Origin of the sequence: Flavobacterium enshiense DK69 (assembly GCF_000498495.1) — a bacterium.
In the GTDB taxonomy this organism is placed as follows: domain Bacteria; phylum Bacteroidota; class Bacteroidia; order Flavobacteriales; family Flavobacteriaceae; genus Flavobacterium; species Flavobacterium enshiense.
The window spans coordinates 44,908-69,610 of the sequence record NZ_AVCS01000028.1; the positions used below are offsets into that span (position 1 = coordinate 44,908).

The following is a 24,703-nucleotide window of genomic DNA, read 5'->3' on the forward strand; positions in this document are numbered from 1 at the left end:
TTAAAAATGAAATACGATATTATTGTTTTAGGAAGTGGTCCGGGCGGTTATGTAACTGCTATCAGAGCATCACAATTAGGCTTTAAAGTAGCCGTTATCGAAAAAGAAAACCTTGGTGGAATCTGCCTTAACTGGGGTTGTATCCCAACAAAAGCCTTATTGAAATCGGCTCAGGTTTTTGATTACCTAAAACACGCTTCTGATTATGGTTTGACCGTAAAGGAATTTGATAAAGACTTCAACGCTGTTATCGCACGTTCTCGTGGTGTGGCAGAAGGAATGAGCAAAGGAGTTCAGTTCTTGATGAAGAAAAACAAAATCGACGTTATCGACGGTTTTGGTAAAGTAAAACCAGGCAAAAAAGTTGATGTTACTGCGGCTGACGGAAAAGTAACTGAGTACACGGCTGATCACATCATCATTGCTACAGGAGCACGTTCTCGCGAATTGCCTAACTTACCTCAAGACGGTAAAAAAGTAATCGGATACCGTCAGGCAATGGTGTTGCCTGAGCAGCCAAAGAAAATGATCGTAGTAGGTTCTGGTGCTATCGGAGTTGAATTTGCTCACTTCTACAACGCAATGGGAACTGAGGTTACTATAGTTGAGTTCATGCCAAACGTAGTTCCGGTTGAAGATGAAGATATCTCAAAACAATTTGAGCGTTCATTGAAAAAAGCAGGAATCACTGTTATGACTAATTCTTCAGTAGAAAGAATCGACACAACAGGAAACGGAGTGAAAGCTTTCGTTAAAACTGCTAAAGGAGAAGAAGTTTTAGAAGCTGATATTTTACTTTCAGCTGTTGGAATCAAAACCAACATCGAAAACATCGGATTGGAAGAAACAGGTATTGCTACAGACAAAGATAAAATCTTAGTAAACGATTTCTATCAAACCAACATTCCTGGTTACTACGCAATCGGAGACGTTACTCCGGGTCAGGCTTTAGCTCACGTAGCTTCTGCTGAAGGAATCTTGTGTGTGGAGAAAATCGCAGGTTTACATGTTGAGCCGTTAGATTACGGAAACATCCCGGGTTGTACTTATGCAACTCCTGAAATTGCTTCTGTTGGTTTAACTGAAAAACAGGCAAAAGAAAAAGGATACGAATTGAAAATCGGTAAATTCCCGTTCTCTGCTTCAGGTAAAGCAAAAGCAGCTGGAACTCCGGATGGTTTCGTAAAAGTAATTTTTGATGCTAAATACGGGGAATGGTTAGGCTGTCACATGATTGGTGCCGGTGTTACCGATATGATTGCTGAGGCAGTTGTAGCTCGTAAATTAGAAACTACAGGTCACGAAATCCTTAAAGCGGTTCACCCTCACCCAACTATGAGTGAAGCGGTTATGGAAGCTGTTGCTGATGCTTACGGAGAAGTAATCCATTTATAATTTATTCCGATACTAAAGTTTTTTTAGTTCAAATACTATAAATCCGCTTTGTGAAAACAGAGTGGATTTTTTTATTGCCTTGTCTAATCCGAAAGATACAACGCTATCAGTACAATTTTACTATCTGATCAAATCCAAAATCATCTACTCTATGACTTAATTTTTGATTAATACATCGTCGTATTAAAAAAACGAAGTCAAATCTGGTTATTTTTTTGTAAATTAGCACTTATTAAAATACTGTTTTTCAATTATTTACAACTATATATTAATCGTTTTTAATTCCTACTACTTAGGAACATTTTATTACTGCCTCAACACATTATACTCTTAATTACTGCTATTTTTTGAATGCCGACCTCTAACTTGTTTTAAACAAGATGCAAAAGAAAAAACGAATGCAATACAATAAAAAAAATTAAGAATACGATGAAAACAATCAAACTTATTTCCATGTCATTTATTTTCGGAGTAATTCCTATGCTAAGCAATTCGCTGTATGCTCAGGATCCCGTTGTGGTTGCTCCGGACATCTACAAAAAAGTGGTTCTCGATAACGACAATGTCCGAGTGATACAAATTGAACTTGCTCCAGGGGAATCCACTCCGTGGCACAGCCATCCTAACCATGTTGCCTATGCACTTACCGATGGTAAAATAGAAATCACAGACAAAGGCAAAGCACCTGTTGCAATGGATATTAAAGCCGGTGATGCCTTATATATTCCAGCTGTTACTCACATGGCAAAAAATCTTGGTACATCCCCAATAAAGATGGTTGTGACCGAAATAAAACATCCGGGTAACAAAAAACCGAAAACGGCAGCAGCTCCAGCTCCTAAAAAATAGAGAACTTCATTATGCTAAAAAATCCGATCTGTTTTCACAGAACGGATTTTTTCAATTTTACAACGATTAAGCTTACAGTAAATTAACGGGAAAAGTATTAATACGTATCTTTAATATTGCTTTTTGAAACTTTTAACGCAAAAGTAAAATTCAGAACCAATGGATTACATGGAAGCAAAAAAGCAAAACGATTAGGAATCTAAAAACTAAATAATATGCCAAAGTATGTAATCGAAAGGGAAATCCCCGGAGCAGGTAAACTTACCCCTCAACAGTTAAAAGAAATCGCAGAAACTTCCTGTGGAGTATTGATCAAAATGGGACCTGATATTCAATGGGTTCACAGTTATGTAACTGATGACAAAATTTATTGTGTTTATATAGCACCAAATGAAGAAATGGTTCGTGAGCATGCGAAACTAGGTGGATTTCCAGCAAATTCTGTCAGCGAAGTTTCGGCAATTATAGACCCAGTAACGGCAGAATAAAATGTACTATCAATTCCTAAGGCAACTTATGCGATTTAAGGCATCATAAGTCTAATACTAAATCCGTTTTGCGTAAGCGAAACGGATTTATTGTTTTCAGCTATCTAAAAATGAATTCAGTCAATGAATACAATTTTTAAAATATCCGAACCAATACAATCTTTTTTAACAGAAATTGGTGAACTCTCCTATTTCTCAGGTCGGTTTTTTAAAGAAGTAGGCAAGAGACCTTATGAATTCAAGGAATTCCTGAAACAGTGTTACAACATGGGGTATCAATCACTCCTTTTGGTAGGGGTGACCGGATTTATCATCGGTTTGGTTTTTACACTGCAGTCCCGCCCTACCCTGCAACAATTTGGTGCGGTCTCCTGGATGCCGTCAATGGTTAGTATTTCTATTATCCGAGAAATTGGACCTATCATTACAGCGTTAATTTGTGCCGGAAGAATCGGTTCGGGAATTGGGGCCGAATTAGGTTCTATGCGGGTAACGGAACAAATTGACGCTATGGAAGTTTCCGGAACCAATCCCTATAAATTTCTGGTGGTAACCCGAATTTTGGCCACCACTTTAATGCTCCCTATTCTGGTTTTCTTTGCTGATGCTATTGCAATTTACGGCTCTTTTCTCGTTGAAAACACTAAAGGAAATGTGTCTTTTTTGTTGTATTTTAATCAAGTATTCAGACACTTGGAATTTAGCGACCTGATTCCTTCCACCATTAAAACTTTCTTTTTTGGGTTTGCAATTGGATTGGTGGGCTGTTTCAAAGGATATAATTGTAAAAAAGGTACTGCCGGAGTTGGTATCGCTGCAAATTCAGCAGTAGTATATACGTCAATGCTTTTGTTTATAATTGATTTTATTGCTGTTCTTGTGACCGACATATTCTACAATTAAATAATTATGGAAAAACCAACTCTCAATAAGCCTATAATTATAATTAAAGACCTGATGAAAAGTTATGGTGACAATAATGTCTTGAATGGATTTAATATGGAGCTTAATGAAGGTGAAAATCTGGTAATTATGGGCAAATCGGGATCGGGTAAATCCGTTATGATTAAATGTCTTATCGGCCTTGAAGAAGCTGACAGTGGCTCAATCGAAATCATGGGCAAAGATATCATGGCACTGGAACAGGAGGAAATGGATGATTTGCGTACTGAAATTGGATTTCTTTTTCAGGGAAGTGCGCTCTACGATTCAATGTCGGTGAGGGAAAACCTGGAATTTCCTTTACGAAGACACACCAAAAAATTTGGTATCATTGAAGATACTACACCGATGGTGGTCACGGCATTGAAAAATGTAGGTTTGGAAAATGCAATCAATCTGATGCCCAATGAACTATCGGGGGGAATGAAACGCCGAATTGCTCTTGCACGAACGTTGATACTTCAGCCCAAAGTAATATTATACGATGAACCAACGACTGGGTTAGACCCTATTACATCGAAAGAAATTATCATGCTGATGCAATCTGTACAGGAAAAATACAAAACGTCATCTCTTATCATCACGCACGATGTGGATTGCGCCCGTGTAATTGCAAACCGCATGATTTTGTTGGTAGACGGAATTAATTACGCAGAAGGAACCTTTCAGGAACTAGCAACCTCAAAGGATCCTAAAGTTCAAGCTTTCTTTAAATGATTTGGCAATGGAAAAAACAGCAACACAGAAAATAAAGCTCGGAATATTTGTCATTGTGGGACTATTGATCTTTATTACCACTGTCTACTTTATTGGTAAGAAGCAAAATATATTTGGCAAAACCACGGAAATAAGTAGCATTTTCGACAATGTAAACGGATTACAACTTGGAAATAATGTTCGTTATTCAGGCGTAAGCGTGGGAACGGTAACCGCAATCGAAATGATTAATGATACCATGATTCGGGTAGAGATGGATATAGATGACAAAATTATCTCCCACATAAACAAAGATGCAGTCGCCATAATTAGTTCCGACGGATTGGTGGGCAACAAGATCATTAGCATTCTACCCGGAAAAAAAAATAAGATACCCGTAAAAGAAGGTGATGTCATAAAATCCATGAAGCGTCTCAATACTGAGGACATGCTTAAAACATTGAATGTAACCAATGAGAATACAGCCAAAATAACTTCCAATTTGGTAAAAATAACAGAAGAAATCACCAAAGGAAAAGGAACTATTGGAATGCTGATAAATGACACTACAATGTCAGCCGATTTAAAAGAAATAACTCAGGGCCTTAAGGAATCGGCAACCAGTTTAAGCCAATTAACCACTTCATTAAACAGTAAAGATAATGTAATTGGTGTGCTTAATGATACAGGAACAGCCAATTCAATAAAACAGACTCTAAAAAACCTGGAAAATTCAAGTTTAAAAATCGATGATGCCGTTAAAAACCTAAATACAACAATTACAAATGCTAAAGAGGGAAAAGGAGCTATAAACTATCTTTCCAACGATCCCAAACTGGTCCAGAAAATAGATTCTATCATGACCAATATAAATAAGGCTAGTATAAAACTTAACGAAAACATGGAAGCCATGAGACACAATTTCCTTTTCAGAGGTTATTTCAAAAAACAGGAAAAAGAACAGAAAAAGAATCAGAAAAATAGCAGCTCAAAATAAAAAAGCAGCTCAATTGCTGCCTTCTTGTTATATGCTTTTTAATGCCTCAATAAATAAATCAACATCTTCTTTAGTGTTGTAATGGCTGAAGGAAATCCGCAAATTCGGTTTCTTAACTTCATCTTTATTCAGAATTTCAGCTAAAACATGTGAAGGCCTTATGCTACCACTTTGACAGGCACTACCTCTTGAAACAGCTATTCCTTTCATATCTAAATGAAACAGCAACATCGATGTTTTCTCTTCCGGTAACGGTAAATTCACGTTCAGAATATTGTAAAATGTTTCCTCACCGTTGATTTTGAAATCAGGAAAATCAATTTCAAAACGTTTAACAGCATATTTCTTCAGTTCCGAAATATAGCTTCTTTCACTGTCAAGGTTTTCATATGCTAATTCCAAAGCCTTTGCCATACCAACAATCTGATGCACCGCTTCCGTACCTGCACGTAATCCCTTTTCCTGCTCACCTCCGTAAAACATCGGTTGCAAAATCGTGTTCTTTTTCACATAGGCAAATCCAACTCCTTTCGGACCGTGAAATTTATGGGCACTGGCTACAAGGAAATCAACTGGAGCTTTCTCTAAATCAATTTCTGTCTTTCCGATGGACTGAACGGTATCAGTATGGAATAATGCGTTGTAATCGTGTGTAATTCTTATCGCTTTTTCAAGATTCAGAACAGTTCCGATCTCGTTGTTGATATGCATCAAGCTGACCAATGTCTTTTTGCCTTGTGAAAGCAATTCGACCAAATCCGTAAAATCGATTTCACCGTTGGGTTTTACATTTACAAAATCAACTTGTACACCATACTCCTGCCCTAAAATCTCTACCGTGTGTAAAACAGCGTGATGCTCAATTCTACTTGTAATGATGCGTTCGATTTTCAAATCACGGACACAAGAGCGCAGAATCCAGTTATTTGCCTCTGTTCCGCATGACGTGAAAATAATCTCCGAAGCGGCAGCATTAATTTGTTTGGCGATCGATTTTCGGGCTGATTCAATCAGCACTTTAGCACTACGTCCAAAACTATGGGTAGACGACGGATTTCCGAAATCTTCCAGAAGTACTTTAGTCATTTCCTGAACAACTTCAGGACGAACGGATGTCGTAGATGCGTTATCGAGGTATATTTTTTTCATTTATTCTGAAACTCGGTGTTCCTTTAATTTTCGGTTAAAGATAAGTTTTTCGTTGAAAACTATGATGGAAATTAAAATCAGGGAATACGAAATCATCTGAATTTCGGTCACTTCCTCTTTATAATAAAAAACAGCCAAAAGGAAGTTCAATATCGGATTGATATACAACATGATTCCGACTGTAGATGAATTCACTCCTTTAAGTGCATACAGATTCAAAAACAAAGGAATGATTGTAAACAGGATTACAATGAAAAGCAAACAAATGTAGAACAGACTTTCTGTGGGCACTGGTCCACTAAACGCAGGAAAAAAAGGCAGAATGATCAAACCTGCAGTCAGAATCTGAATATTCAGCCCGACAAACTTGTCCACTTCCGTATTCTTACGTTGGGAAACCAAATAAAGCGCATATGTAAGCGCTACAATCAGGCTGTAAAAAATATCGGAAAAACTATTGAAAGAAAGCAAAACACAACCAGACACGCTGATTCCCACAGCGACCCACTGCCATTTGCTCAGTCGTTCTTTCAGAATGAAAAAGGCCAAAACTGTAGTCAATATTGGGCAAACCAAATACGCAAACGAAGCTGCTTTAACGCTGATATGGTTCATAACGAAAATAAAAATAAACCAATTGGCCGTTAACAGTAAACCTCCTCCAATATTCACACGAATGATTTTATTCTTATCTGATTTGGATTGCTTCTTAAAATTATTCCAATCTTTCAGAAGTACATTTTTTCTAAGTAAAAGATTGATGGCAGATATAAGTACAACGCTCAAAAAAACGCGATAAAACAAAATATCCAATGACGGATAATTATGAATCGGCTTTAATGCCAGACTGAAAAAACCCCATATAACAAAAGCTGTAAATGCGGCCAGGTAGTATTTGTTGATTCGCATATAAAAGAAATTCGGAGCAAAGGTAAGTCTTTTCCCCTGCTCCGAATCTGATATTATTATTTTATTAAGATTTGATTTTAATGTCCGCCTTCAGCTTCAATTTCATCAACTTCAATCCCCTGTTTCTTCAGAATTGATTTTACAACTACCGCAAAGAACAACAAATAACCAAAACACAATACTGGAACAACATATGATTGGTGAATTCCGATGATATCCGATAATTTACCCTGAATTGGCGGGATAATTCCACCTCCAAGAATCATCATTACAAGGAAGGCAGAACCCTGTGAAGTATATTTACCCAATCCGATGATTGACAAACTGAAAATTGCCGGCCACATGATGCTACATGCCAGTCCACCAGCAAGGAATGCATAAATAGCAACTGTACCCGTTGAAAACAATCCAATCAACATGGCTGTAACTCCGAAGACCGAAAAAACAGTCAATGTACGTGCCGGTTTGTCTTTACTGATAAAGAAAGCTATTGTTTGTAGAACAACACAAACTATATAGTAATATAAAGGTGTCATGTCTTTCTGTGCCAATGTATTTACGCCAATAATAACCGAAAAAGCAATTAGTGGAACAATGACTAGAGCCAATGTCTTTTTAGCCGAATTTAAATGAAAAACGCTGATGGCACCAGCCCATCTTCCGATCATAAGACTTCCCCAATACATTGAAATATAAGGCGCACTGTCCGAAACACTGAAAGCGCCGAATTCTTTCAACTTCAACAATTCAGTTAAGTTACTTCCAATGGCAACTTCCACACCAACATAAGTAAAGATGGCCAACATCCCCAAAACCAATTGAGGATACTGCATTGCCCCCCAACCTTCATTGTTTTTCTGAGCCGATTTATACGAAAACAGCAATCCGCCGACAACTACAGTAAGAGCTCCAAAAAGCCAATACATCCTGTATTTTTCCAAATCGCCTTTTATTTCTTTTATTTCAGTTTCATTATTCTTGACTTCTGTTCTTAATTTAGTCAATTCATCACCTGATAAATCTTTAATTTTTTCACCAAAATTCTCAGTTTTGATTTTTTCGATTTTTCTTTCCAAAGTTTCAACCGTAAGCGCTTCTTTGCTTTTATAACTATTAAACACCGGCGCAAACATAATTGCTAACAATCCGGTCATAATTACTAAAGTACGCAACGCCTTATTGGCTTTTTCCATCGGTTCATCCGAGATTCCGGCAGGTACTTTTTTAGAAAATCTAAACATAGCTGCAGCTGCAATGAACAATAATCCTACGCATATATAAAGTAGAATTACTTTGCCAAGATCCAAATGTTTTATCTGATCATCTGTAACTGAAGCTGTAGTTCCGAAAAGTGCAAAAGCCACAACTAACGGACCTATGGTTGTCCCAAAAGAATTGATTCCTCCTCCAAGGTTTACGCGGTCGGCACCGGTTTTAGGATTACCCAATGAAATCGCAAACGGATTTGCTGCGGTTTGCTGCAACGAAAATCCTAATGCCACAATAAATAATCCCGCCAACATTCCCGCATAAAGATTTGCCTCTACCGCAATAATCATGGCTCCGGCTCCCAGAGCTGAAAATAACAGTCCGAAAACAATACTCTTTTTATATCCCCAGCTTCCAACAATGTCTTTTTGTTTTGATGTTCCAAAAATAAAAAGCAACAATGCCCCTACATAATAGGCAGTGTAAAAAGCGAAATCAACTAACTGGGACTGAAATTGATCAAGTAGAAAATAACTTTTACAAAACGGAATAAAAATACTGTTCCCTGCAGCTATGAATCCCCAAAAAAAGAAAACGGTAATGAGCGTATAAAGAGCAGGATAATTGGTTTGGTGTTTAGATGACATAAATTAATTTTTCATTTGGACCCAAATATAGGAATTATGATGAATTTTCAGCGGTTCTTTTATTGGCTTTTGCCATCTAAATATATTATTTTTGTCCCTTACAATTCATCTTTTATGAAATTGCCTTTGTTATGAATCATGTATTTTAAATAATTGGCGGTAGCATAACCAATAAAAATAAATTTCTTTTATGAAAAAAATATTCGGATTACTGGTTTGTCTGTTTCTTCTATCTTCTTGTGATGATGGGGATTTAGTTGTGGAAACTTTCAATTTTGACAATGTTTCCATTCAGAAATGCCCTAGCAAGGATCCGTTATTTAAAATCAATGGTCAGGAATTATTGCTGTTAGACATTCCAAGTTCAAATTTCCCGAACGAAATAACCCCGGATGGAGAACCCAGAATTGTTACGGTTTCTTCAACAGACAGAATCATTTACCGTAAATACGATGCAAACCTTAATGATAATTCTGTTATTTGTTCCGCTGTCCCACCGGCTACCCCATTGGTTCAGCAAGAATGGAATGCAGCTGAAGGAGGAACGATTCAGATTACGACAACTCAAAATACAACAACCGACCCTGATACCGGAATTGTAACAGTTACAGGATACAACCACCGGATAAAATTCATCAATGTTGAGTTTGTGAATGGACAAAACAGTTTTGTGTACGATGATTATTTCTTTGGCGATTATATTACAACTCCATAGTTGCAATTCATCTCAAAAAAACACACAAAGGATTTAGGATTTTCAGGTGTTGATTAACGGTTTGGGTTTTGTTTGATATATACTTCTGTAGCTCCTAATCCGTATTTCTGGTAATTGGCATCCTGGAAAGAAATTCCGTCGTAACGTCCCAAAAGAAAATCTAGTTCGGCTTTTAGGACACCTTCGCCTACACCGTGAATAAAAACCACTTTCGGCATTCTGTTTCTGATAGCAAAATCCAGTTGGCGTTTTACGGTTTCCATCTGCAAATTCAGGATATCAAAATTGGACATTCCGCGTTTGGAAGGCACCAGTTTTTCAATATGTAAATCGACTTCCAAAACAAATTCATCCTTACGGGATTTCTTTTCTTTTGCAAAAGAACGCTTTGGAGGAAGTTCCTTTTCCTTCAAAACCTGACTTATACTTTGATTTGAAGTAAACGAGTTTAAATCACTGATATTTTGTTCTTTAATCAATTCATTCGCAGCGTAAGCCATTTTAAAACCATCCTCGGTTTCAATCAGAATCTGATCCTTCTGAAAACCTACCACTACCCCAGTGAAATCATCATCAAGCACCGAAACTTTATCTCCAATATTAAACGTCATCTTCTTCTTTATCTTTTGAATTAGAGGATACTTTAGACATCAATTTCATCATTCCGAAGAAGAAAACCAATACACCGATTACCTGAATAAAAATATTAGGTTCAGGCTTTGTCTGTTCATAGAAAGCCCAGCCCATCAGCGCGAAAATAAGTATGATATAAATTGTTTTCATTTCTTCAGATTCAGAATTCAAAAATACTAAACTTTAAAATATACGTCTACTGTTTTGTAACTTATATTTTTTCTCTAAATTGCCGACAGAAAAAGCTTACCATGGAAGAATATATGTTGCCTTGTTTGAGCAAAAAATTCTTAGGAATTGAATGTTTTGGGTGCGGTACACAAAGAGCGCTCGTTTTAGTATTTAAAGGAGAATTTACAGCTGCCTTTAAAATGTTTCCAGCCATTTACACCTTATTGTTCTTTCTTGGACTTATAGGAATAAGCTTTATTGATAAATCCAGAAATTATCATAAACCAATAATCACCTTAGCAATAGCAAACGCCATTATTATGGTAGTTTCCTATTTCATTAAACATTTTTATATCTAACCAAAAACAATTATGGAAGAAACAAATTTCAACAATTTTGAAGCTCAACAAAAACTACCTAATGCTACACCGGTAATCATACTGGGAGTCCTATCTATTATCACCTGCTGTTGCTATGGTGTAGTCGGTATCCTATTAGGTGGTATCGGAATGTATTTAGCAAACAAAGACATCAAAATATACAATGAAAACCCAAGTGGATATTCTAATTTCAACAACGTTAAAACAGGTAAAATACTTTGTATCATCGGTATTGTCCTGGGAGTTCTTTATCTAATAATGATGGCCGTAATGATCAGTTATTTTGGAATGGAAGCACTGCAGGATCCTGAATTAATGCAAGAAAAAATGAGAGAGCTCCTTGGACAATAACCAAGCATTCACAACATAAAAAAATCCGCTTTTCAGCGGATTTTTTATTTATTATCTTTAGATTTTATTATTTCTCAAACTGTTTTAAAGTCTTAATGATAATACTAACACAGTCTAAAAGTTCTTCTTCATTCATAACCAAAGGCGGTGCAAAACGAATAATGTTTCCGTGAGTTGGTTTTGCCAACAAACCATTATCGCGCAATGCCATACAAATGTTCCATGCTGTATCGCTTTCTTCTGTATCATTGATTACAACTGCATTCAACAATCCTTTTCCGCGAACCAATGTAGCAATATTGGAAGTTTCAATATATTTCCCAATTTCAGAACGGAAAATTTTCCCTAATCGCTCAGCATTTTCAGCTAATTTTTCATCGGTTACAACTTCCAAAGCAGCAATCGCCACTGCTGCAGCAATTGGGTTTCCTCCAAAGGTAGAACCGTGTTGCCCCGGTTTGATAACATTCATGATAGCATCATCAGCCAAAACAGCTGAAACCGGATACACACCCCCAGAAATTGCTTTTCCTAGGATCAAAACATCCGGCTTAACATTTTCATGGTGTACTGCTAATAATTTTCCTGTACGCGCAATCCCGGTTTGAACTTCATCAGCTATAAATAAAACATTGTGTTTTTCGCATAATTCTTTTGCTTTAGCCAAATAACCTTCCGATGGAACGTAAACTCCGGCTTCACCTTGGATAGGTTCAACTAAAAATCCTGCGATGTTCGGTGAAGAAGTTATTGCTTTTTCCAAAGCATCTAAATCATCATAAGCGATCTTTATAAAACCAGCAGTGTAAGGCCCGAAGTTCTTACGTGCATTCTCGTCATTAGAGAAAGAAATAATTGTTGTAGTTCTTCCATGGAAATTATTTTCACAAACAATTATCTGTGCTTCATTCTCATTGATTCCTTTTTTCTCATACGCCCATTTACGACATAATTTCAAAGCCGTTTCAACAGCTTCGGCACCAGTGTTCATTGGAAGCACTTTATCAAAACCAAAATAGTTGGTTATAAATTCTTCATAAACACCTAATTTATCATTGTAAAAAGCACGAGATGTTAGCGTAAGCGTTTGTGCTTGTTCTACCATAGCCCCAACAATTCTTGGATGACAATGACCTTGGTTTACTGCAGAATATGCTGAAAGAAAATCATAATATTTTTTTCCTTCTACATCCCAAACATATACTCCTTCTCCTTTACTCAAAACAACTGGAAGCGGATGATAATTATGCGCTCCGTATTTGTCCTCTAACTGAATTGCTTCCGCTGAACTCATTTTCTTTAAAACTTGCATACAATATAGACGTTTGTAGTAATTTCTTTATATTTTACCTACTATTGGTAATTTTACGCAAGTTAGCAATTCAAAATGAAAAAAATATGTTTCCGAAATTTAATTTAATACTTTTATAACAAATATTGTTTGTTTAATTTACAATTATAACAATCGTAATTAAAACACATTGCTTTACATTTTGTTAACAAAATACAACAAAGTCTGTCAAAATTGTTTAAAAACATAACGTTATAAGAATAATCAATCAAAATTACCTTAACACAGCTTCATTAGGTTTGCCCTGTCTAACAAAAAAAATTAAAAACCATGAAGTTTACTTATGCCTTTTTAGGTACAACAATGCTTATTGGCTTAATTGCCTGTAATTCTGATGAAGGTTCTGCTCCTGCAACTAATGAACCCACCAATCCTGTTACGCTAAAAAATCATTCAGTCACTCCGGCACTGATAAATGCCAAACCGGAATTTTCTACACTAAAAGTATTTCCACTTTTTTCCAGTGAGGATGATTTCAGGGAAACTCCGGATTATGTTTTTGGAGGTTCGGCTGACGGTTCAGGATTATTCAAAAATTCAGACGGAACTTTTTCCTTTCTGGTAAATAATGAAGATAACTTTTCGGTTTCAAAAATCAAGCTTGACAAAACATTCAAACCTGTTGCCGGCGAATATGTCCTGAATTCGAACGGATCAGGAAACAGATTATGTTCTGCAACGTTGGCAATGCCAGAAACACACGGATTCGGACCTCTTTTCCTGACAGCCGGAGAAAGCGACAGCGAATCACAAGTGCACGGTATTACCCCTTTTGACACAAAAGCAAACAACTCAACACCAAGGCCGATTTTAGGTTTCGGAAGATGGAGCACGGAAAATGCAGTTCCTCTTTCTAAAAATGCCTATACTGCCCAAACCGTGATTTTATTAGGTGATGACGATTCGGGTGCTTACGGCGGACAATTGGTAATGTACAAATCATCAACTGGTGATTTAAACAACGGAAGAGTTTTTGTTCTAAAACGCACCGATAATGTTACCAATGAAAGAACAATGACCGAAAACAGCTCCTATCCTGTACAGTTCATTGAAGTACCTAACGCCAAAACCAACACCGGTTTACAGAATAATCAGATAGCACAAAATTTAAATGCCATTGCTTTCGGCCGTGTTGAAGACATCGACTACCGAAAAGAAGACGGAAAAGAAAGAGAAATCTACTTCAACGTAACCGGACAAAACAATACAGGTGCTAATGCCGATAATTCCCGTTCAAAATACGGACGTGTATATAAATTGGAATTGGATGCAAACAATGCGTTAACCGGAAAACTAACTTTAGTGCTGGATGGTGATAACCGAAGCGGAAAAGCAAAATTATTTCAAAATCCGGATAACATTTGTGTAACCAAAAACTACGTTTACATCCAGGAAGATTCCAACGGATATGGAGACGAAACACACGATGCTTACATCTACCAATACAATATCGCGACCAAAGAACTTAAAGTGGTTTTCGAATTAGATCACAAACGAAATGATCCTACCAACAAATTCCTAAGTACAACTTCTGCTTTAGGTTCATGGGAATATGGCGCATTGATTGACGTATCAGAAACGATTGGCATTCCTAACACGTTCATGCTTTCCATCCAGCCTCATACCTGGAAGAAGGATACTTTCAAAGGTGCAGATGGCGGTTCTGTACGTCCGAATGAAAATCAGGGAAGTCAGATTGTTTTAATCAAAGGTTTACCAAGATAACCATAAAACAAAGAATAACAACAAATTAGGAACGTGGTTTATCATGTTCCTAATTTTTAATTTACACGCATAATGAAAAAAATAATTGTACTGCTTCTTACCCTGATTACAGCTATTTCCTGCCAGAAAAAAGAATTCGTAAATCTTTCTCCAACAAAAAAAACAAAGCAGCTTCTTTTTAAAAATTACATCGATTTTGCACAAAAAACAACGGAATTGAACACAGCTGTACAAAATGGGCTGAACAAAAAGTTAACACAACAAAAGTTCAAAGAAGCACGACTTAAGTATAAAAAAACAGAAGCGCTATTGGCTTTCTATCTTCCGGAAACTGCTCTGAAATTAAATGGTGCTGCCATCGACAAAAACGATATTCATGAAAACAGCCGAAAAGAAGAAGAAGCAAGCGGATTTCAAAAAGTGGAAGAATTGCTTTTTTCTGATGAAACGGATTGGAATGAGCTTCGAAAACAGACAGGAATTTTAAATGGTTATGCCCAATCTGTTAAAGCCACCATTGAAACCATCCAACTATCCGACAGCAACATTTTCGAAGCTCAGAAATTGTCAATGTTACGAATGATGAGTTTAGGGATTTCAGGATTTGATTCGCCAGTCGCTTTACACTCCCTTCCGGAAACAAAAGCATCTATTGAAAGTATTGGCGAAACTGTATCGGTTTACAAAAAAGACAAATCACTTACTAAATTGGTAAACGAAACTTTAGACTACTTGAATAACAATCAAAATTTCGACACTTTCAACCGTGCCGATTTCATTGTAAAGTACTGTATACCCCTTTCAAAAAAAATTCATCAGATACAGAAGCAGCTTAACATAAAAAACAATCCCTATCCCGGAGCGATCAATTTTGATGTGCCTACCGTTTTTGAGGAAACGGCTTTCAATGCTAATTATTTTGCACCGACTTATAACAGAAATCCCTCTCCTATTCAGATTTCATTAGGCGAGCAACTTTTTTCCGATACCATTTTAAGCGGAAACGGTAATGTTTCCTGCGTGAGTTGTCACATTCCTTCTCAAGGCTATGCAGATCATAAAACCAAAGCCGTTGAAACCAAAGCCCTTTCCCGAAATACACCCACCCTTTTGAATTCAGGTTTTCAGAGCACATTGTTTTTAGATGGCCGCGTAAGTTATCTTGAGGATCAGGCCAAAGCAGTCATCAACAACAAAGATGAAATGCACGGCAGTTTCGCTCATGCTTTGGAGAAGGTTAAATCCAGTTTTAAATATCAGGCTGAATTCCGAAAAGCGTTTCCGAACGAAAAAGAAATTACGGAACAAAATCTATTGAAAGCATTGGCAGGCTATGTGCGCTCCCTTTCCAAACTGGATTCACGATTTGATGATTATCTGCGGGGAAAAAGTACTCTTTCCCAAAATGAAAAAAAGGGATTCAATTTGTATATGGGCAAAGCCAAATGTGCGACCTGTCATTTCTTTCCGCTTTTTAACGGCTGTGTACCACCTTTGTTTAACGAAACGGAGAGCGAAGTATTGGGCGTTCCGGCAAAAAAGTCAACAAAAAATGCGGTTGTCGATGCCGATTTGGGCGAATACTTGATAACCAAAGCTCCACTTAAAAAACATGCCTTCAAAACTCCGACGGTCCGAAATAGCGCTGTAACCTTTCCATACATGCACAACGGCGTTTATCAGACTTTGGAAGAAGTTATCGAATTCTATAATCGTGGTGGAGGTTCCGGGATCGCTATAAATCTGGAGAATCAAACTTTACCGACGGACAATCTGAATCTCAGTAAAACAGAAGTTCAGAATTTGATAGCTTTTATAAAAACGCTTAACAACAACTACTAACTATTCGTTATACATTTCCAAAAGCTTAGTAACGGTATTCAGATTGCGCATCGTTGCCGTTACATTGAGCTTTTTCTCTATGTATTTTTGGTCGAAACGTGTCTTTCCCGCTCCTACTGCATATTTGATATAGATTCTGTTCTTGTCGATTACCGCTTCATCAGGTTTTACCTGACTCATTTTCAGTTCATGAATACTGTTCGCGTTTAATTCTTTAGAAATGAAAGTGAAGTACAGTTTTTTGGTATCGACATCTTTTTCTTTCAGATAGGGATTATTTTGAAGTGACGCCACCAGATCTTCTTTGGTAATTACGATTATCGGAACATCATACCCCCACTCTTTGAAGATTTCCTGTTTGATTTTAAATCCGACACTCGGGCCATCTTCTTCTTCCGAATCAATAAAAACGTTCCCGGATTGGATATAGGTCCTCACATTGGCAAATCCCATACGCTCCAATAAAGCCTTAAGATCTTCCATTTTTATCATATTGTGACCGGAAACATTTATTCCACGTAAAAGAGCTAAGTGAGTCTTCAAAATATCTAAAAATAATTAAGTTGCAAATTAGTTAAGATTATATGAAAATTTACCATTTAATATATAATGATCACCAACATGAGTATCACAGAAAATAATGGTCAATACGTTGTTTTCATTTTTAACATAAAACTTTGTCCCGGCAACTGCAGTTGCACCTCCGTAACCCATCCCATAATCTTGAATAAATAATTTTGCTTTTCCAGTAGATAAATCAACGTCGTTTCCAAAATCTCCAAGTACTGTGGTATATTCACCTGATAAAGGTGCTCTCCTGTTATTTTCGTTAAATTGAACAAATATCCTGGCAGTCGAGCTGTAACTTGAAGTTGCAAATTCAATATTCCCTTCATTAAAACCCCAACTTGGATGAGACATTTCTACATTATTGATGTTTATCTGGCTGTAAGAATTCAAATTCACACGATTATTTACAGCAGGGTTACAAGGTGCTTCAATACCAGTCTTAAATGAATATTCATCGCCATAACCAACACCAACTTCATTGATAGCGTAAAAGCGATAATAATAGGTGGTATTTGGCTGAAAACCCAAGAATGTTTCGTAAAATTCACCTATTCGTACACCTCTGGCTGCTTTATTATCTGCGGTTGTCGGATTTGGATTTACGTCCCAAACTATTCCGTATTCTGAAACATTTTTACCTCCTTCGCTTGCAACGGCTCCTCCTAAAGAAGCTGAAGTAGTCATCACATTATCAGGCTCAAAAGTTACCGCTATTGGCTGTACATAATTAATTTTTTCAATTTCACATCCAAAAATGGTTACTAATATCAGTAAAAAAGTTACTTTTTTCATTAAATAGTCTTAATTCATTTCGCCAAATGTATCATTATTATAATATATTTGCAACCAGTTTTAACAAAAAAAACCTCCTAATTCCACCATGAATTCCTTTAAAACAGCAAGCATCCTTTTGTTTTTTTTTGTTCTTAACAATCCGGTTTATTCCCAATATTTCAATCACTACAGTGGAGGAAACGGGGCATTTGATGGAAGATTTGGAATTACGGCAGGTTACACAAACTATGTTTTAGATTCGAATGTGCTTTTTACCAGATCACAGCCTGGTTATAGTATAGGTGTGGTAGGAACCGCTGAGTTTACCGATTATTTGGAATTGTTGGTTGAACTCAACTACACTCACCATAGAACACAATTTATCGGGAGAGCCGATATAAATTCTGAACCGGAAGATATAGATTTCAAATTAGAAAATATAAATATTCCAATTATCCTTAATTATAACTTTTTAAGATTGAATGATGATAAGTGGAAATTTGGCGTTAATGCCGGAATTACCCTCAGCTTATTACAAAGCTATGTACCATCAGACGAATCAAAGGAGGCCTATCTACTTGACCCTGTCTATCTTAATACTGAATATTTGAAGTTCGACGAACAGAACGAAACAATCTCTTTTAATGCTTACTTACCCATGGGAGTAAGTGTCGAATTCGCGAATGTAATGTGTAATTTGAGATACAATATGGGATTAACAGATCCTTTCAGACAAGCCCCTTTCTATAATACGGCTTACGAAACCGAAGCCAAACAAAATTACTACAGCGTCTCTTTTACGTACTTTTTTAATGACTAAAAACCTGACGGCTTTCTACTGGTATTTAAGTTGTAAATAATTGTCTTTATTTTTAATTTCTGACTTGAAGTTTGATTCATCACAAATTTCATAAACATTTATTGCGCGTAAAAGTGACAAATGCGTTTTCATATAAATTTCGATTTATTTCAGAAGGATTTTCAAAAATATAAATGAATTTTCAACCAACTCATTTCGCGTATTTGCTCCTTAGCGATTTTAAAGTTACTGACATCGATTTTAACCATTCGGTAAAACCGTAATCCACTGATTATAACTAAATTCACTATTCGATTATATTCACTTAATGTTGAAATCAAAATACTACGTTTATGAAAAAAATCATACTGTTTTTAGCAATCCTGTCTGTCGGTTTGATTGCATCCTGCTCAAAAGACGAAGACAGCAATGGCTCTACGCCAGATCCAAATCCAAATCCGACTCCTGGCAATGTTTTTAAAGCAAAGGTTAATGGTGATCAGAAAAATTTTAAAGTTATAAGTGCAACACAAATCCCAAGTCCTGATCCTGAAGAAGATTACACATCTGTGGAAATCGTTGCTGAGATGATTGGTGATCCAACCAACACATTTGAACTGGGTTTTGACCGTGAATCCGGAGAAGTGTATTTTGTGCAATATGTTGAAACCGGAACTTATTATCAGGGAATCCCTGAGGCACCTCCCTCTGAAAATATGATTTTTCCTATTGCATTAGATAGTGGAAACACAGCCAAAATAATGAGAGGAACTTTTTATGGCACAATGCAGGAGACCGATAGCGGACCGGGATCTGTAACTATTACGGATGGCACTTTTGAAATTCATTTTTAAATTTTATAGTCTCGCTTGTATTTGAGACTTACTATAAACGATTTGAGTTAGTTTTTTTAAAATAGATAACGGCAGTTTGCGATTGATAAGCTGCCGTTATTTATTAATAATTTTATTTAGGAATCACCTTGTAAGAGATTGGTGTTTTACGCTATCAATTTGCACTTTGCTGATTTCAGTTTCTATTTGCATAATGTTCTTATGATAAAGAGATTTTTCGAATGAAAATCACTATTTAAATTCCCCTCTTTTTTTAAGCAGAAAATCCATTAGATCGAGAGTCCCTGATTTCTTATTGAACGCTTTAGACGCTTTGTCCATTTCACAAAAAGTCAAAAACAAATCAATTTCATTTTCAGGCAGATTAAGATTACGGGTAAAAAAATCATACGTAAAACTGTTTTTTGCAAGTGTGCTAAAACTTACTATTGTTTTAGATTCTTTCTTTTTTTCATTTTTAGAAAAAAGTCTGCTTAATAAATTCGCTAACTTACCTCCTACGGCAACAAAATCAACTCCATTTTGAATTTCACCCGTATAAACGCCTACTGGTTGTGGCCTTGATTGTTCTTTGTAGATTTTTTCCGTTTTTAAAGATTCATAACTCATATCCACTTTGTAAGTTGAAAGTTTGTCAATCTTAAGTTCTTCCAACTCGATTTCTTTCTTTTGCAAAACGATTTTATTTTCACTGGCGAAATGTTCTTTTTTAACCTTTAGACGCACCTGATGGTAATTTTTTGAGTAAAAAATGATTTCATCATTTACATCTGCTAAAATTTGAAAATTGCCTTCATCATTAGTTTTTATAATTAGTTGCTTTGTAGCATTTATCACTTCCACATTCGGAATCAAAGTATTCTCATCTAAAACTTTTCCGGTCATTTTAGATTGTGAAAACAAAGTTGCTGTAAAGCCTAAAAGAGTCAAAACAAAATAAAGTTTTTTCATATGTCAGTTGGTTTACAAACGAAAATATTTATTAATACAGTAACGCATTACTAATTTTATGTTAATTGAGTTTTTATTAACCCTATTCGCATGATAAAAAACTCGTCACTAACTATTAATAACTGAATACTGTTTCATTATCTTTGCCCCATGGGAAGAAAAAAAACAGACAAAATCGTATTCGAAAACGTAAAAGTCCTTGATGCAGGTGCAAAAGGCGTATCGGTGGCAAAAGCCCCAGAAGGTCAGGTTATATTTATACCTAATGTTGTTCCTGGCGACGTAGTTGACGTTCAGACATTTAAAAAACGTAAATCCTATTTTGAAGGAAAAGCGATAAAATTCCACGAATATTCAGAACACAGAACAACACCGGTTTGCGAACATTTTGGCGTTTGCGGCGGCTGTAAGTGGCAAAACATGAAATATGAACAGCAATTGTTCTATAAAAATCAGGAAGTTTATAATCACTTGAAAAGAATCGGAAAAATTGAATTACCTGAGTTTGAACCTATCTTAGGATCGAAAGAACAGTTTTTCTACAGAAATAAAATGGAATTCGGTTTCTCCAGCTCCCGTTGGATGACTCAGGAAGAAGTAGACAGCGGAGCAGAACTTGACAATAAAAATGCCGTAGGATTCCATATTCCGAAAATGTGGGACAAAATCCTGGACATCAAAAAATGTCATTTGCAACAAGATCCTTCAAATGATATCCGTAACGAAATCCGAAGATTTGCCAATGAAAACGATTTGTCTTTTTTCAATCCGAGAAATCACGAAGGCTTACTAAGAACTTTGATGATCCGTACTTCTTCTACAGGAGAAATCATGGTATTGATTCAGTTTTTTGAGGACGATAAAGCAAAACGCGAATTATTGATGAACTTTCTTGCCGAACGTTTTCCGGAAATCACTTCTTTACAATACGTTATCAATCAGAAAGCTAACGACACTTTATACGATCAGGAAGTCATCCTTTTCAAAGGAAGAGATTATATCCTTGAAGAAATGGAAGGCCTGAATTTCAGCATAAATGCGAAATCTTTTTATCAGACAAATTCAGCTCAAGCCTATGAACTGTATTCTATCACAAGAGAATTCGCAGGATTAACAGGCGAAGAACTTGTTTACGATTTATATACCGGTACAGGAACTATTGCGCAATTCGTTTCGAAAAAAGCAAAAAAGGTAATCGGTGTGGAAGCAGTTCCCGAAGCGATTGCCGATGCTAAAGAAAACGCCAAACGCAATAACATTACCAATTGTGAATTCTTTGTCGGAGATATGAAAAATGTGTTCAACGACGAATTCATCAAAACACACGGACACCCAGATGTAATTATCACCGATCCACCACGTGACGGAATGCATGCCGATGTAGTGAAACAGATTTTAAGCATCGCTCCTGAAAAAGTGGTTTATGTAAGTTGTAATTCGGCTACGCAAGCCCGTGATTTGGCTTTGATGGATGAAATGTACAAAGTAACCCGAGTGCGCCCTGTGGACATGTTCCCGCAAACGCATCACGTGGAAAATGTTGTACTTTTAGAAAAAAGAAGTTAGATTTCAGAATTGAAAAAGCAGATGAAAAGACTAACAATAATCGCCATGTCACTACTTCTCGCCAATTCCTTCTGGAGTTGCGAGAAAGACGATATCTGTCCGGAAGGAACCCCTACTACACCCAATCTGGTTATTGAATTTTATGATGCAGCCAATCCGGAAACTTTAAAACCTGTAACTAATCTTGGCGTTGTAGCGTCTGGATTTTCGACTGGTTTTCCATATAATGGCGTAAGCAAAATTACAGTTCCGTTAAAAACAAACGAAGATCAAACTATACTTCAATTTATTCAAAATGGTTCCGACACCAATCCGAACAATGATAATATTGATGTATTGACTTTCAATTATAGCAGAAACGATATCTATGTTTCCAGAGCCTGCGGGTATAAAACCGTATTTCAGCTTACCGAAGATCCTATTTTAACCGACGATAGCTCCCTTTGGATTTTGTCCCGATTCGTAACTCAACCTAACATTCAGAATGAAAATGAAACACACATTAAAATCTATTTTTAGTATGACTTTAATGTTGGTTTCAGTAACAACATTATCTGCTCAGGAAAAGGCAAAAGACACCATAAAAAAACCAAAAACGGAACGTTACGGGATTCGGGTTGGATTGGATTTACACCGATTAGCAAAATCCATATATGACAGTGACCATTATAAAGGATTTGAAGTTGTAGCCGATTATCGCTTAACCAAGAAAGTATATCTTGCCGGCGAATTCGGAAATGAAAAAAAAACCGTTGATGAAGACCAGTTGAATTTCACTACCAACGGTAGTTATGTCAAACTGGGATTTGACTACAACACTTATGGAAACTGGCTGGATATGGAAAACATGATTTATGTGGGAATGCGTTATGGAGGAAGTTCATTTTCCCAAACATTGAACAGCTACAGTATCTACAACACAAATCCATATTTTGGAGAAACTACAAAGTATCCCGGACAAAAATTTGAAGGACTGACTGCAGGATGGCTTGAAGTGGTTACCGGTTTAAAAGCAGAAATGGTTAATAACCTATATTTAGGTTTATCACTACGTCTGAATTATATGTTACATGAAAAACGTCCTGATAATTTTGACAACCTGTTCATCCCCGGTTTCAACAGAACTTATGAAGGTGGTCATTTTGGTGTCGGATTTAATTACAGCGTGAGCTATTTCATCCCGATTTATAAGCGCTCCAAGTAAAAAACACATCAATTTTAAAAATAATCCCAAATCAGGTTTTTACTGATTTGGGATTATTTTTTTATAAAGAGTTCATTTAATTGCTTTATCCCTTCCAATCCCTAATAGACAAACATTTCATAAACTGCAATTCTCCTTCATGTGTTTTTACCACCTGAAATTTGGTACTGGAAAAGTTAGTACCACAAAAGTAAATGGGGCTAATATTAATCTTACTTTATCCAAAAAAAAAAAAAAAAAAATAAAACATATCTTACCTAAAATCAAATTTTAATTCAATCTTGTCTCCAATTTCTTAATCAATAAAAATTAAAAACAAGTATTAAATTCTCAAAAAAATAGAAATATCTTCCTACAATTTCAAGCTATTTTATGGGTTTAACTTACTTTTTATGAATTTTTAACAATAATAATTGTAAGAAAAATTTGAAATGATTTTTTGATTAATTTTAATCTACTTCTTACCACAAAGAATTTAAAAAACTAAAAACCGACGAAATAGAATTCAAAAAATATTTTGGTTTTATTGGATACATTTTCTATTATCCAAAAACAGAATAACTCGCATTGAATTTTTTAATTTTTAAAATATATTAAAATGGCAATCGATTTTTCTATTACTAGCAGTGTTCTTTCCAATGGCAGAACAGCTTACAGCGGTCAACGTTTAAATTCCAGCGAACCTAAATTTATAATAGGTTACAGAACGCATTTTCAAGACAACTACGGATTATTTAACACAACAGTTGCAGCCGATCAGGTTTACAATCCGGAAGACTATAAAAATGAACATGGTTTTTGGAGCTATTTCATTTATCCAACTGCCATGGCCGAAAGCAAAGGTTCGTTTAAATGTCTGAATACTTACGACAGAGCAAAGTTTACTTTTGGCTTTATGCAATTTGCCGCACATGTTCCCAATGGGGATTTTGTCCATTTTTTCAAAAAGCTACTCCAACTACCTAATGCCAAGGATTACTTTCCGAAACTGGTGCTTCAAAACGATAGAATTTTTTATAAATATTCCAATGGCACTTTATCTCAATTAGAAGATGATACTTCAACACAGGCCTTGATGGATTACCTTAACCCTACATTAAAAGACGTCGAAAATCAAGAGCAAATTTGCAGTGCCCGATTTGTCCACTGGGCGAGTAACGATTCTGAACACCGAAAAATTCAGACTGAAACATCTCTGAATTTATTTAAAAAAAATATGAAGAACTATCATGAACGTTTCGGCCTGCATAATGCCCCGGCCAAAGTCTGCCTTATGATTTGTGACATACGCCATCAGGGAAGAGGGAAAAACGACCGCATTGCAGCCGCCCTTAATACAAATGGCGATTACGAAAAAGCTTATTCCAACCTTTGTACTATTGGAGACACTAACTACAAAACACGAATTACTACTGTAAAAAACAATATTGCTAAACTTACTGCAGACGGGCTTTTCTCCATGAAATATGATGCTGGTTCAGGGGAGTTTGTTTCGATTTAAAAAGCAACCCTTACATTGAAAGGAGAATGTTAAAT

General features: G+C 36.2%; 26 protein-coding genes. 17 read left to right on the forward strand and 9 right to left on the reverse strand.

Features of this window, described 5'->3' with window-relative positions:
* Positions 1 to 6: 6 nt before the first annotated feature.
* The 6 genes from lpdA to FEDK69T_RS13460 all read left to right on the forward strand — a co-directional run bounded on the left by lpdA (position 7) and on the right by FEDK69T_RS13460 (position 5,367).
* Positions 7 to 1,395 (forward strand): dihydrolipoyl dehydrogenase, encoded by a 1,389-nt coding sequence (lpdA, locus tag FEDK69T_RS13435; protein WP_023574723.1) that lies wholly within the window; start codon positions 7 to 9, stop codon positions 1,393 to 1,395.
* Positions 1,396 to 1,824: 429 nt separating this feature from the next.
* Entirely contained in the window at positions 1,825 to 2,244 is a 420-nt protein-coding gene (locus FEDK69T_RS15570) for a cupin domain-containing protein (RefSeq protein WP_051385150.1), read from the forward strand.
* A 215-nt stretch (positions 2,245 to 2,459) separates the two neighbouring features.
* The gene (locus FEDK69T_RS13445) at positions 2,460 to 2,732 is read left to right on the forward strand and encodes a DUF4242 domain-containing protein (protein WP_023574725.1); all 273 of its coding nucleotides are present in this window, start codon (positions 2,460 to 2,462) and stop codon (positions 2,730 to 2,732) included.
* Between the two features lie 123 nt (positions 2,733 to 2,855).
* A complete protein-coding gene (locus tag FEDK69T_RS13450) occupies positions 2,856 to 3,635 on the forward strand; it encodes an MlaE family ABC transporter permease (protein ID WP_023574726.1) in 780 nt (259 codons plus the stop codon).
* Positions 3,636 to 3,641: 6 nt separating this feature from the next.
* Positions 3,642 to 4,391 carry an ABC transporter ATP-binding protein gene (locus FEDK69T_RS13455; RefSeq protein ID WP_023574727.1) on the forward strand — a complete coding sequence of 250 codons (750 nt, stop codon included), beginning with the start codon at positions 3,642 to 3,644 and terminating at the stop codon, positions 4,389 to 4,391.
* A 7-nt stretch (positions 4,392 to 4,398) separates the two neighbouring features.
* Positions 4,399 to 5,367: an MlaD family protein gene (locus FEDK69T_RS13460; RefSeq protein WP_023574728.1), complete on the forward strand. Its 969-nt coding sequence runs from the start codon at positions 4,399 to 4,401 to the stop codon at positions 5,365 to 5,367.
* A gap of 27 nt (positions 5,368 to 5,394) precedes the next feature.
* Here FEDK69T_RS13460 and FEDK69T_RS13465 read toward each other — a convergent pair whose 3' ends face one another.
* From FEDK69T_RS13465 to FEDK69T_RS13475, 3 genes are all read right to left on the reverse strand, one after another.
* A complete protein-coding gene (locus tag FEDK69T_RS13465) occupies positions 5,395 to 6,516 on the reverse strand; it encodes a cysteine desulfurase family protein (protein WP_023574729.1) in 1,122 nt (373 codons plus the stop codon).
* Positions 6,517 to 7,425 (reverse strand): EamA family transporter, encoded by a 909-nt coding sequence (locus FEDK69T_RS13470; RefSeq protein WP_023574730.1) that lies wholly within the window; start codon positions 7,423 to 7,425, stop codon positions 6,517 to 6,519.
* A gap of 77 nt (positions 7,426 to 7,502) precedes the next feature.
* On the reverse strand, positions 7,503 to 9,281 hold the full coding sequence (locus FEDK69T_RS13475) for an MFS transporter (protein ID WP_023574731.1): 1,779 nt from the start codon (positions 9,279 to 9,281) through the stop codon (positions 7,503 to 7,505).
* A 190-nt stretch (positions 9,282 to 9,471) separates the two neighbouring features.
* Here FEDK69T_RS13475 and FEDK69T_RS13480 point away from each other — a divergent pair, with 190 nt between their 5' ends.
* Complete coding sequence (locus FEDK69T_RS13480) at positions 9,472 to 9,996, forward strand: hypothetical protein (protein ID WP_023574732.1); 525 nt, start codon at positions 9,472 to 9,474, stop codon at positions 9,994 to 9,996.
* A 53-nt stretch (positions 9,997 to 10,049) separates the two neighbouring features.
* On the opposite strand, the gene FEDK69T_RS13485 is transcribed toward FEDK69T_RS13480, so the two are convergent.
* A complete protein-coding gene (locus tag FEDK69T_RS13485; RefSeq protein WP_023574733.1) occupies positions 10,050 to 10,607 on the reverse strand; it encodes a Smr/MutS family protein in 558 nt (185 codons plus the stop codon).
* Positions 10,597 to 10,779, reverse strand: a complete 183-nt coding sequence (locus FEDK69T_RS13490) for a hypothetical protein (RefSeq protein ID WP_035630464.1) — start codon at positions 10,777 to 10,779, stop codon at positions 10,597 to 10,599. The genes FEDK69T_RS13485 and FEDK69T_RS13490 overlap by 11 nt, the downstream gene beginning before the upstream one ends.
* Before the next feature lie 101 nt (positions 10,780 to 10,880).
* Between FEDK69T_RS13490 and FEDK69T_RS13495 the strand changes: the two genes are divergently transcribed.
* Together FEDK69T_RS13495 and FEDK69T_RS13500 are read left to right on the forward strand one after the other, a co-directional pair.
* The gene (locus FEDK69T_RS13495; RefSeq protein WP_023574734.1) at positions 10,881 to 11,159 is read left to right on the forward strand and encodes a DUF2752 domain-containing protein; all 279 of its coding nucleotides are present in this window, start codon (positions 10,881 to 10,883) and stop codon (positions 11,157 to 11,159) included.
* A gap of 12 nt (positions 11,160 to 11,171) precedes the next feature.
* Entirely contained in the window at positions 11,172 to 11,531 is a 360-nt protein-coding gene (locus FEDK69T_RS13500) for a CCC motif membrane protein (protein WP_023574735.1), read from the forward strand.
* 67 nt (positions 11,532 to 11,598) lie between these two features.
* Here FEDK69T_RS13500 and rocD read toward each other — a convergent pair whose 3' ends face one another.
* Positions 11,599 to 12,843, reverse strand: a complete 1,245-nt coding sequence (gene rocD, locus FEDK69T_RS13505; RefSeq protein ID WP_023574736.1) for an ornithine--oxo-acid transaminase — start codon at positions 12,841 to 12,843, stop codon at positions 11,599 to 11,601.
* A 309-nt stretch (positions 12,844 to 13,152) separates the two neighbouring features.
* On the opposite strand from rocD, the gene FEDK69T_RS13510 reads away from it, so the two are divergent.
* Together FEDK69T_RS13510 and FEDK69T_RS13515 are read left to right on the forward strand one after the other, a co-directional pair.
* The gene (locus FEDK69T_RS13510) at positions 13,153 to 14,607 is read left to right on the forward strand and encodes a PhoX family protein (RefSeq protein ID WP_023574737.1); all 1,455 of its coding nucleotides are present in this window, start codon (positions 13,153 to 13,155) and stop codon (positions 14,605 to 14,607) included.
* 72 nt (positions 14,608 to 14,679) lie between these two features.
* Positions 14,680 to 16,449 carry a cytochrome c peroxidase gene (locus FEDK69T_RS13515; RefSeq protein ID WP_023574738.1) on the forward strand — a complete coding sequence of 590 codons (1,770 nt, stop codon included), beginning with the start codon at positions 14,680 to 14,682 and terminating at the stop codon, positions 16,447 to 16,449.
* Here FEDK69T_RS13515 and FEDK69T_RS13520 read toward each other — a convergent pair whose 3' ends face one another.
* A complete protein-coding gene (locus FEDK69T_RS13520) occupies positions 16,450 to 16,992 on the reverse strand; it encodes a DUF1697 domain-containing protein (protein ID WP_035630462.1) in 543 nt (180 codons plus the stop codon).
* Positions 16,993 to 17,019: 27 nt separating this feature from the next.
* Positions 17,020 to 17,811 (reverse strand): fibronectin type III domain-containing protein, encoded by a 792-nt coding sequence (locus FEDK69T_RS13525; RefSeq protein WP_023574740.1) that lies wholly within the window; start codon positions 17,809 to 17,811, stop codon positions 17,020 to 17,022.
* An 88-nt stretch (positions 17,812 to 17,899) separates the two neighbouring features.
* Between FEDK69T_RS13525 and FEDK69T_RS13530 the strand changes: the two genes are divergently transcribed.
* Both FEDK69T_RS13530 and FEDK69T_RS13535 read left to right on the forward strand, forming a co-directional pair.
* The gene (locus FEDK69T_RS13530; RefSeq protein WP_023574741.1) at positions 17,900 to 18,613 is read left to right on the forward strand and encodes an outer membrane beta-barrel protein; all 714 of its coding nucleotides are present in this window, start codon (positions 17,900 to 17,902) and stop codon (positions 18,611 to 18,613) included.
* A 332-nt stretch (positions 18,614 to 18,945) separates the two neighbouring features.
* Positions 18,946 to 19,446 carry a hypothetical protein gene (locus FEDK69T_RS13535; RefSeq protein ID WP_023574743.1) on the forward strand — a complete coding sequence of 167 codons (501 nt, stop codon included), beginning with the start codon at positions 18,946 to 18,948 and terminating at the stop codon, positions 19,444 to 19,446.
* A gap of 231 nt (positions 19,447 to 19,677) precedes the next feature.
* Here the strand turns inward: FEDK69T_RS13535 and FEDK69T_RS13540 are convergent, their stop codons facing one another.
* The gene (locus FEDK69T_RS13540; RefSeq protein WP_131494757.1) at positions 19,678 to 20,289 is read right to left on the reverse strand and encodes a hypothetical protein; all 612 of its coding nucleotides are present in this window, start codon (positions 20,287 to 20,289) and stop codon (positions 19,678 to 19,680) included.
* A gap of 258 nt (positions 20,290 to 20,547) precedes the next feature.
* Between FEDK69T_RS13540 and rlmD the strand changes: the two genes are divergently transcribed.
* From rlmD to FEDK69T_RS13560, 4 genes are all read left to right on the forward strand, one after another.
* Complete coding sequence (gene rlmD, locus FEDK69T_RS13545) at positions 20,548 to 21,963, forward strand: 23S rRNA (uracil(1939)-C(5))-methyltransferase RlmD (RefSeq protein WP_023574745.1); 1,416 nt, start codon at positions 20,548 to 20,550, stop codon at positions 21,961 to 21,963.
* 21 nt (positions 21,964 to 21,984) lie between these two features.
* Positions 21,985 to 22,482 carry a DUF6452 family protein gene (locus FEDK69T_RS13550; protein ID WP_023574746.1) on the forward strand — a complete coding sequence of 166 codons (498 nt, stop codon included), beginning with the start codon at positions 21,985 to 21,987 and terminating at the stop codon, positions 22,480 to 22,482.
* Positions 22,454 to 23,167: a DUF6048 family protein gene (locus tag FEDK69T_RS13555; protein WP_035630508.1), complete on the forward strand. Its 714-nt coding sequence runs from the start codon at positions 22,454 to 22,456 to the stop codon at positions 23,165 to 23,167. Before FEDK69T_RS13550 ends, FEDK69T_RS13555 begins: the two co-directional genes overlap by 29 nt.
* Positions 23,168 to 23,765: 598 nt before the next feature.
* Positions 23,766 to 24,668, forward strand: coding sequence for a hypothetical protein (locus FEDK69T_RS13560; protein ID WP_023574748.1), 903 nt, complete (start codon positions 23,766 to 23,768; stop codon positions 24,666 to 24,668).
* The last annotated feature ends 35 nt before the right edge of the window (positions 24,669 to 24,703 follow it).

Excerpts from the sequence above, each read along its gene's own strand:
- FEDK69T_RS13550 (WP_023574746.1), top strand. The coding sequence starts at position 21,985 with ATGAAAAGACTAACAATAATCGCCATGTCACTACTTCTCGCCAATTCC.
- FEDK69T_RS13445 (WP_023574725.1), top strand. The coding sequence starts at position 2,460 with ATGCCAAAGTATGTAATCGAAAGGGAAATCCCCGGAGCAGGTAAACTT.
- FEDK69T_RS13495 (WP_023574734.1), top strand. The coding sequence starts at position 10,881 with ATGGAAGAATATATGTTGCCTTGTTTGAGCAAAAAATTCTTAGGAATT.
- FEDK69T_RS13560 (WP_023574748.1), top strand. The coding sequence starts at position 23,766 with ATGGCAATCGATTTTTCTATTACTAGCAGTGTTCTTTCCAATGGCAGA.
- FEDK69T_RS13475 (WP_023574731.1), bottom strand. The coding sequence starts at position 9,281 with ATGTCATCTAAACACCAAACCAATTATCCTGCTCTTTATACGCTCATT.
- FEDK69T_RS13530 (WP_023574741.1), top strand. The coding sequence starts at position 17,900 with ATGAATTCCTTTAAAACAGCAAGCATCCTTTTGTTTTTTTTTGTTCTT.
- FEDK69T_RS13460 (WP_023574728.1), top strand. The coding sequence starts at position 4,399 with ATGGAAAAAACAGCAACACAGAAAATAAAGCTCGGAATATTTGTCATT.
- FEDK69T_RS13555 (WP_035630508.1), top strand. The coding sequence starts at position 22,454 with ATGAAACACACATTAAAATCTATTTTTAGTATGACTTTAATGTTGGTT.
- FEDK69T_RS13500 (WP_023574735.1), top strand. The coding sequence starts at position 11,172 with ATGGAAGAAACAAATTTCAACAATTTTGAAGCTCAACAAAAACTACCT.
- rocD (WP_023574736.1), bottom strand. The coding sequence starts at position 12,843 with ATGCAAGTTTTAAAGAAAATGAGTTCAGCGGAAGCAATTCAGTTAGAG.
- FEDK69T_RS15570 (WP_051385150.1), top strand. The coding sequence starts at position 1,825 with ATGAAAACAATCAAACTTATTTCCATGTCATTTATTTTCGGAGTAATT.
- FEDK69T_RS13465 (WP_023574729.1), bottom strand. The coding sequence starts at position 6,516 with ATGAAAAAAATATACCTCGATAACGCATCTACGACATCCGTTCGTCCT.
- FEDK69T_RS13535 (WP_023574743.1), top strand. The coding sequence starts at position 18,946 with ATGAAAAAAATCATACTGTTTTTAGCAATCCTGTCTGTCGGTTTGATT.
- FEDK69T_RS13515 (WP_023574738.1), top strand. The coding sequence starts at position 14,680 with ATGAAAAAAATAATTGTACTGCTTCTTACCCTGATTACAGCTATTTCC.
- FEDK69T_RS13490 (WP_035630464.1), bottom strand. The coding sequence starts at position 10,779 with ATGAAAACAATTTATATCATACTTATTTTCGCGCTGATGGGCTGGGCT.
- FEDK69T_RS13510 (WP_023574737.1), top strand. The coding sequence starts at position 13,153 with ATGAAGTTTACTTATGCCTTTTTAGGTACAACAATGCTTATTGGCTTA.
- lpdA (WP_023574723.1), top strand. The coding sequence starts at position 7 with ATGAAATACGATATTATTGTTTTAGGAAGTGGTCCGGGCGGTTATGTA.
- FEDK69T_RS13470 (WP_023574730.1), bottom strand. The coding sequence starts at position 7,425 with ATGCGAATCAACAAATACTACCTGGCCGCATTTACAGCTTTTGTTATA.
- FEDK69T_RS13480 (WP_023574732.1), top strand. The coding sequence starts at position 9,472 with ATGAAAAAAATATTCGGATTACTGGTTTGTCTGTTTCTTCTATCTTCT.
- FEDK69T_RS13525 (WP_023574740.1), bottom strand. The coding sequence starts at position 17,811 with ATGAAAAAAGTAACTTTTTTACTGATATTAGTAACCATTTTTGGATGT.
- FEDK69T_RS13450 (WP_023574726.1), top strand. The coding sequence starts at position 2,856 with ATGAATACAATTTTTAAAATATCCGAACCAATACAATCTTTTTTAACA.
- FEDK69T_RS13485 (WP_023574733.1), bottom strand. The coding sequence starts at position 10,607 with ATGACGTTTAATATTGGAGATAAAGTTTCGGTGCTTGATGATGATTTC.
- FEDK69T_RS13455 (WP_023574727.1), top strand. The coding sequence starts at position 3,642 with ATGGAAAAACCAACTCTCAATAAGCCTATAATTATAATTAAAGACCTG.
- rlmD (WP_023574745.1), top strand. The coding sequence starts at position 20,548 with ATGGGAAGAAAAAAAACAGACAAAATCGTATTCGAAAACGTAAAAGTC.